6 protein-coding genes are annotated in these 7,034 nt (G+C 41.2%); all 6 read right to left on the bottom strand.

Annotated features, from left to right (window positions below; genetic code table 11):
- Nucleotides 1-227: 227 nt before the first annotated feature.
- The 6 genes from QUA62_RS28625 to QUA62_RS28600 all read right to left on the bottom strand — a co-directional run bounded on the left by QUA62_RS28625 (nucleotide 228) and on the right by QUA62_RS28600 (nucleotide 6,802).
- Complete coding sequence (locus tag QUA62_RS28625; RefSeq protein WP_333408197.1) at nucleotides 228-887, bottom strand: hypothetical protein; 660 nt, start codon at nucleotides 885-887, stop codon at nucleotides 228-230.
- A 470-nt stretch (nucleotides 888-1,357) separates the two neighbouring features.
- Nucleotides 1,358-4,456, bottom strand: coding sequence for a GUN4 domain-containing protein (locus QUA62_RS28620; protein ID WP_333408196.1), 3,099 nt, complete (start codon nucleotides 4,454-4,456; stop codon nucleotides 1,358-1,360).
- An 11-nt stretch (nucleotides 4,457-4,467) separates the two neighbouring features.
- Nucleotides 4,468-4,788 carry a hypothetical protein gene (locus QUA62_RS28615; RefSeq protein WP_333408195.1) on the bottom strand — a complete coding sequence of 107 codons (321 nt, stop codon included), beginning with the start codon at nucleotides 4,786-4,788 and terminating at the stop codon, nucleotides 4,468-4,470.
- A gap of 269 nt (nucleotides 4,789-5,057) precedes the next feature.
- Nucleotides 5,058-5,411: a hypothetical protein gene (locus tag QUA62_RS28610; RefSeq protein WP_333408194.1), complete on the bottom strand. Its 354-nt coding sequence runs from the start codon at nucleotides 5,409-5,411 to the stop codon at nucleotides 5,058-5,060.
- A complete protein-coding gene (locus tag QUA62_RS28605) occupies nucleotides 5,395-6,207 on the bottom strand; it encodes a hypothetical protein (RefSeq protein WP_333408193.1) in 813 nt (270 codons plus the stop codon). The genes QUA62_RS28610 and QUA62_RS28605 overlap by 17 nt, the downstream gene beginning before the upstream one ends.
- 130 nt (nucleotides 6,208-6,337) lie before the next feature.
- Nucleotides 6,338-6,802 carry a hypothetical protein gene (locus tag QUA62_RS28600; RefSeq protein ID WP_333408192.1) on the bottom strand — a complete coding sequence of 155 codons (465 nt, stop codon included), beginning with the start codon at nucleotides 6,800-6,802 and terminating at the stop codon, nucleotides 6,338-6,340.
- Nucleotides 6,803-7,034 lie beyond the last annotated feature (232 nt).

The raw sequence follows: 7,034 nt of genomic DNA, 5'->3' as shown, positions 1-7,034 counted from the left end.
GACCCGGTGCCGAGCGCGGCTGGGGGGGGCGGGCCATAGCCCGGCTGCTCCCCCCCAGCCCACGTTCTCATCAATACTCTATTAAGCGTTTATACTCAGCCTTTGCTGCTGTGTATTTTCGATTTTCGTGGAAATGCTGTGCTTTCTTCAATTGTAGCACTCGTTTAGCCGATTTCCTTCTTCTAAGCATTCTCCCCTCCATCAATAACTGGTAAAGTTTTGTCTCCTCAGCTTTCGTCGAGCAGTTCCAGCAGCGCCTCAACATCTGCTAATTCCACCTTAGATTTTTTCCGCTTGGCTCGAAGCTTGCTCAACATCATTGCCGCGTCAGGTGTTAATTTCTCAGAAAGTGTGGCGGCCGGAGCAGAATTTTGCTTCTTCTCGGAGAGTTGCGACTCAATTTCCTCCCGATCGCCGCGTTCTGCTTCGAGTTGCGATCGCAATTTTGCCACCTCCTCTCTGAGTTTATTGGTGATGTGGGTACTGGATTCTAGCAAAGCATTATATTCAGCCCTGGTGTCTTCCTCTTTGTGTGACCCCGATGCAACTTCTACCGTTTCTATAAGCGGGTAAATTTCGCTATCTGGTTGTTGTGCCGTGTTTGCACTATCCACTTTTGTTTCAGTTTCTACCGTTTCCATAAACAGTGCAACTTCAGTTTCTACCGTTTCCATAAACGGTGTAACTTTAGTTTCTACCGTTTCCATAAATGGAATACCGCCCTCTGCCATTACCTCTAGATAGTCGTTACGAGATACCCCAGCTTGTGCCGCCACATCTGCCAACCACTGCCAAGCATCATCCGTAAGATTAACAGAACGAATCTTGCGGGGAGTCTCAGATTTCGGGGCAAACTTGCCTGATGTATTCCGTGCTTTGTTAGCCATTACCGTTTCCATAAATGGTGATATCTGTATCTAACCATTTCCATAAATGGTTGTCAAACCTCTTGACAACCATTTCTATAAACGGGTAAAAGCAGTAACCCTCAAGCAAAGTCAAGCGCGTGACACACGAGTTTTTGATGTCCTTGCGGACTGCATGGCGGCTATTTTTCCGACTGACCGATTTTTTAATTGTGACTACGGAAAAGACAATGGCGGTCAGTCGTAAAAATCCCGCTAGAGGTTTAGGCGGGGATAGGGTAATTTCCCACTCACTCCAAAATCTTGTTCTAGGCGGGGATAGCCAATTTTCCCCGCTTAGAACTTAAAACTGTTACAGCTAGGTAAAGATACTTTCATCTCAACTAAATTTTAATAATGCTAAGCAGGCATACGGCACTTTTCAAGGACGTAGAAAATCCACAGCTAGGTTAAGTAGATTTTTTCGAGCTTGACACATTTGATAAAATTTTTTAATAATACCAATTATTCAAAATTGTGCAACAGTCTCCTGGCACCAATTTACAGGTTACAAGTCTTTCTACGAGAGAATAGATCATCCACAACCTTCCACTAAGCGCTGCTGGATCGTCCCCCCTCCCATCGAAACCTCTACCTACGGAGGTAGAACCCGCCGACCCCAACACCCTTTGCATCTCGTTGTAATAGCTATCGCCTCGAGACATGATCTCTACACAATCCTCCATCATATTCCCTACTCCTACTAAGCGGGTATATAATAATAATGGTAGAACTCCATTTTTTCTATTTTCTAGCTCCCTCAACTGATTCATAACTTTTTCATAGCTCAGCCATTCCTTTCCTTGGTTCCAACCGACACGCACCCCAAAATTTTTCCATTTTTCTTGTTTAAAATAAACAGATATCGTGCAATGAGGTCCACGAGGAAAGCCCATATAGTTCCAAGATATGGTGTCATTAGAACATATCGGGTCTATCAGACCTCGATAAGTTTCTGCTTGAATACTGAAACCGAACTTTCCTTTGCTATAAGATAGCCAGAGTTGATTAATCTCCTTGAGCATTTTACACGGAAAGTTATTAAGCAGCTTTTTCCAGTCTTGATGGTTTTTTTTAACCATGATCTGGTAAAAAATCCACGCTGTTTCTTCATCCGCTTCTCTCCATTTTCCCTGTTGCAGATAGTGTTCTAACTGAGTGCAAAGGTTATCTTCTCCTAAATCAGAAGCCACTTGTCTCAGTTCAAATTCATAAGCGTTATCAGCCGCTTTATTATATTGAACTTCAAGCATTCTATAGAATCCCTGTCTAAACCGACTAGGATTCTCTCTATTTGCCAAAATCAAACGAAAAATCTCTTGCCATTTTTCTGGGCTTTCATTTTTTTTATTTCCCCATAACTCATATAAATTTTTTGATGCCTTTCCATACAGCGAGTACACTAGGAGTTCGGGAGGTAACTGGATACTAGAAATAATATGGGGTAAAATTCGAGAAACTCGATAAAGTTGATGAGATCCTGTAGTTTCTGGACTAACTTCAATCAACCCTAACCTAATTGCTCGACTCAAACCTTCTTGGCAGCCATAGATGGACTCACAAACTGTTTCTAATGTTGAGAGAGGGACAGGGATTTTAAACACTAAACAGTGGCTTAGTATTTGTTTAAGAGGCTCGTCAATTTGCTGGTACAATTCTTCCCAGATAATTTTTCCTTTCCAATCATCTGAGCTAGCTTCTAGCTGGCTCAGTATCGCTTCTACATTTCCTCTCATTAACACTTCATCATTTAACCATTCCAGTAAGCGAGGATTTCCATCCGCTAAAGTTAGGCATTGTTTAATTAATTTTTTGTCAATTACCTCACTATTAAAAGCTGGTAAACGATTCAGTTTTTTTTGTAAATCAGATTTTCGGAAAGAGTCTAAAGGTTCTTTGTGAAAATAATTTAATAAATCTAATTCAAATTCATAACGACAGGTAATAATTATTCGATGAAGGCTGGAGGTTTCTTGAATTGCCCATACTAATGCGCTAAAAAACTTGGCTACGTCAGGTTTAAGTAGATATTTGCCTTGGCGGTGTTCTAAATTCCACTCAAAGTCATCAAATAAAAGTAAAAAACGTTTTTCAGCTTTTTTACCTAATTCTCTGAATAAATGAGCTAGTCTGTACTTGAGCTCTTCATTGCTATTTCGTAAATTCTCGCGGAGGTCTTTGAAATCTGGATTGATTAGCTTGTCGGCTAATGTTTTTACAATTTTAGTTTCATCAACTTGCTGCCACCAAACAATGATTTCTGTTTCTGCTACTGAAAAGCGCTCGCAAAGCCGCGCTGCTAGGGTACTTTTTCCTAACCCTCCAAAACCATAAATGAGAACCCCTATTTTTTCATTGTTTATCTTGAGACTCCGCAAGCAGTTTTGTAATTGACGACGACGACCTACAAAAGCCTCACGGGTAGCAACTCTCACTTTCCCTCCTGAGTCTAAGAATTTTAGAGCGGTAAAAGAAGGAGGTATAGATTTAATAGCATTACGTTTAACCAAAGCGCCCGGAATTGTTGTAGTTACATACAAACGCAATAAATGCCAATCTCCTCGAACTGCTGTCCCTAAGTTTTTAAGCAGTGCTTGATAGGTACAAGCTAATGCTTCTGTTACTGTCATTCCGGCTGATAAATTTTGGTAAAAAAAACCTGCTGCTGCCGCTGCTTGTGTATCTAAAACCTTGTCTCCCCAACCTAAAACAACCTTAGCTCCTTTGCTCAATAGCTCTTGTGCCATTGAGGGAATAACACCTTCATTTCTTAAGTACCCCGTTCGACAGCCTGAAAGGAAAATTAACGGAGGATATTGAAATTGTATTTCATCTGCGATATCTTCTGCACTGCTAAATTCAGCATCTCCAACTTCAGTCTCGGTGATAAAGCACGGTTTATTATCCTTAAATGTAGCATGACCTGTCAGGTGAACAACATCAAAGTAATTCTGGTCATAATCCTTTAGCAAATATCCTAACTCTTTAAGACAACCACTTTCCTCGACTGTCAAACATAAGGGTTGACGTTTCGTTGCCTGTAAAATTTTTGCCTCTTCAGCTTCAAAATCTAATTCTGGCTCAATTCCATGAGGGGAAGTCGCCATAAATAAAACATTTAACGCTCGATTGGCGGGATATTCTTTGAAAGTGAGGGAATTGCTATTATTATCTTTAACCCAACGAATAGGAATAACCGCAGGTCTAGAGTCTACTAAAAATCTCTGACCATTATGCAAAATTTCCCAAGGTAAATGGGCTAATTTTTCCAATGCAGCGATAGCCAGAATAATCCCTTCTCTCTTATATTGATTAATATTGTTTTCTAAAACCCTGTTACTTCCATCTAACCACTGATATAGTGCCTGACCTGTTTTGGCATAGTCATCAGGTAGGCAAGTGTAGTAGTAAGTTTCCGATCGCTCAATCAACTCGGAAATTTGTGTTAGCGGCAGTTTGCGAGGTTCATAATCATTAGGATTGTCCCAAAAAAAACGAACCTCGGCATACTCATTACCAATAACTGCCAAATCAATGTGGAGTATTTTCATTGTTGTTAGCTCTAACTCTTCAGAATTTCTTGAATCTGCTCTACTGTTGCATTTTTGAGCAATAGCCGATTTCCATTAGGAGAAACAATTAAAACTTTCTCAATTCTAAGTTCGGTCGAATTAGGGAGAGATTTCTGATACTTTTTATACCATTGATAGACCTTTTCAGCAATGGTGAGAGTGCCGAAAATTTCCACAATGTTGGCAATTGTAGCTAGAGTTCCTTCTCGTTCTACTTCTTTACGTGTTTCATAACTACCCTGGATGCCTTCAATTGACAATAGTTCTTCGGTAGCTGCAACGGCATCTCGTCCTTGAATGTCTATTTGCATCAGCTTTATTACATTTAAAAAAATATTTACTTGTAATAAAGTATAGCCTACTTCATATTGCGCTCTGCATTGATCGCTGCAATCATCCCATTTTTTAAAGCTCCTTTGCCAAGGTCGCGATCGCGCTCAATCAGCTTGATTAGCAAAAAAGCATATCCTGAGCCAACACCCAGGACTGCTACAGCTTCATCAGAATATGGCGATATCCTGACCCAGGGCTTAAAGTTACCCAAAGAATTGTGTAACCTCTATATGTAACCGTTAGTTATTTACCAATTAACTGTGTCACGCGGTTCAAGCTCAGAAGTATTGTTGTTAATTCTACCGTCGGAAAATTCAGGATAGATACATATCATGGTTGAGCGTGTGAAATCAAACCAACCCATCCTCTGAAATTTAGCGATTGCGGCATAGTAACGTGCTTTGCTAACCCCAGTGGCAAGCAAAACCTCAGCAACCTTAATTTCCACAGGTTGATTGCCAGAACGGTCAAGCTTGAGGAAGTAAAAGAAAAGTTTTGATTCAACCTTGCTTAAACCGTGCTTTATAATCTGGTTGGCAACCTCATCTTTAATTTCAACATACAAATCCTCACTGTTTGGGCATTCAGACTGTTGAGTCATTTTTTTCAACCAAAAAATTAGAGGGAATTAATCCATGATGCTTAGCCGCTTCTTGCCAAGCATCTCCATACCATGCCTTCAAAGTAGGAATATTGACGAATGTAGAAGATTCGACTTTGGGGGCAACTGCTGTGGGATTAACCAAAGCCTCTGAATACCTCTCTTTAAATTCTTCTAGGTACTCAGCCCCATGCTTGTTAAGCCATGCTTTACGGCTGGCTATCTTGAAAGAACACTCTTCTATTTTCTTTGAACAAAACTTTTCAAAACTCTCTCTCGTTTCTTCTGAGAGAGTCTTTAATAAGTCTGAATAAGTCTGAAGAGTTCCAGAATCCTTACTGGCAAGGGGTTTCAGAGCTTGATTTTCTCGTTCTTGCAACTCGCTGTCTCGTGCTTGCAGCTCTAGTGTCACCGATGACACTACTGTCTCATCATTTTGAAACTCTGGTGTCACCGATGACACTACTGTCTCATTTTTCAGAACGGGCTCTTGAACCTCCTGAAAATCCGTTAAAGTTCTGAAACTGACTTTACTTTCTTGAAAGTCAAAGAGTCCCAATTCTTGAAATTTAGCTTTAGCGCGATAGTAAGTAGATTTACTCATGCCACACTCAGCCATAATATCCAGTGGGTCTAAGTCAACGTATTTATCGCCCCAGGGGTCACGAACTGACAAATAAGACCAGAAACGCCACTCAGCAGCGGACAAATCAGCTTGTCTAAGTTTTTTGGACATAGAAGATGTGAAGCGATAGAATTTTTCAGCAGTGCGTGTAGAATTAGTTGTAAGAACCATGAGAATCTTCTCCTTCTTGAAGGATGTAGGGTTTTTAGGAGCCAAAAAGCCGCTGTGTCTGTTCCAATAGAAAGCAGCGGTTTTTGGCGTTTGTAGTTTAAAAATCTTGAGCACAGAGTGGAACCGCCCGCTAAAAAATAAGCGAGCAGATAAGTGAATCACTGCGAGCGCAACCATTCGATTCAATCTTTGGGATAGGGATAAAGATTTTGGGCGGGTCGCGGCTAGTCTCAATTTTGCAGAGGTCAGCGTCAAGAGTCACAAAGGTGGCTACAACCCAGGAGAAAATTTCAACTAGCAGCTCAAAAAAATGCGTTCCAAGCCAAGCTGGCAACATAGCTTTGATTTCTTTGCCGATATACTGAGCCATCAACTTGATCACACAATTCCAAAAAACTAAATCCTTTTTGGAGAAACTATGCAAGGTGAGCGTTTTTAACAATGCGAGCGGCATCGGCATTATTGGCATCGGCACTATCAGTGGCTGCTGAGCCCAAAACAGAGCAGCATAATACTCGAACATCGGTTGTCCTGGTGTCGTCAAAAAGCGGACACTGTTTTCCACGAATTCGATGCAAAAATTTAAATCCTCCATATTTTTAGGATATAGCGTTCTAAGCTACTCATCTTCCTTATTTTTGCTGGTTGCCAATTCTATGGTGTCTACACTGCTGTCTACAGTTTCAAATTTTTGAAAGTGGGTAGTATACCAGATATGTTTTTTTTTGGGGAGTTTACCGGGTATCACTCGACCCGGTGCCGAGCGCGGCTGGGGGGGGCGGGCCATAGCCCGGCTGCTCCCCCCCAGCCCACGTTCTCATCAATAC

It is taken from the genome of Microcoleus sp. MON1_C1, assembly GCF_036701945.1.
In the GTDB taxonomy this organism is placed as follows: domain Bacteria; phylum Cyanobacteriota; class Cyanobacteriia; order Cyanobacteriales; family Microcoleaceae; genus Microcoleus.
Note: the sequence above shows the minus strand (reverse complement) of the source record. Positions and strands in the feature narration are given on the sequence as shown.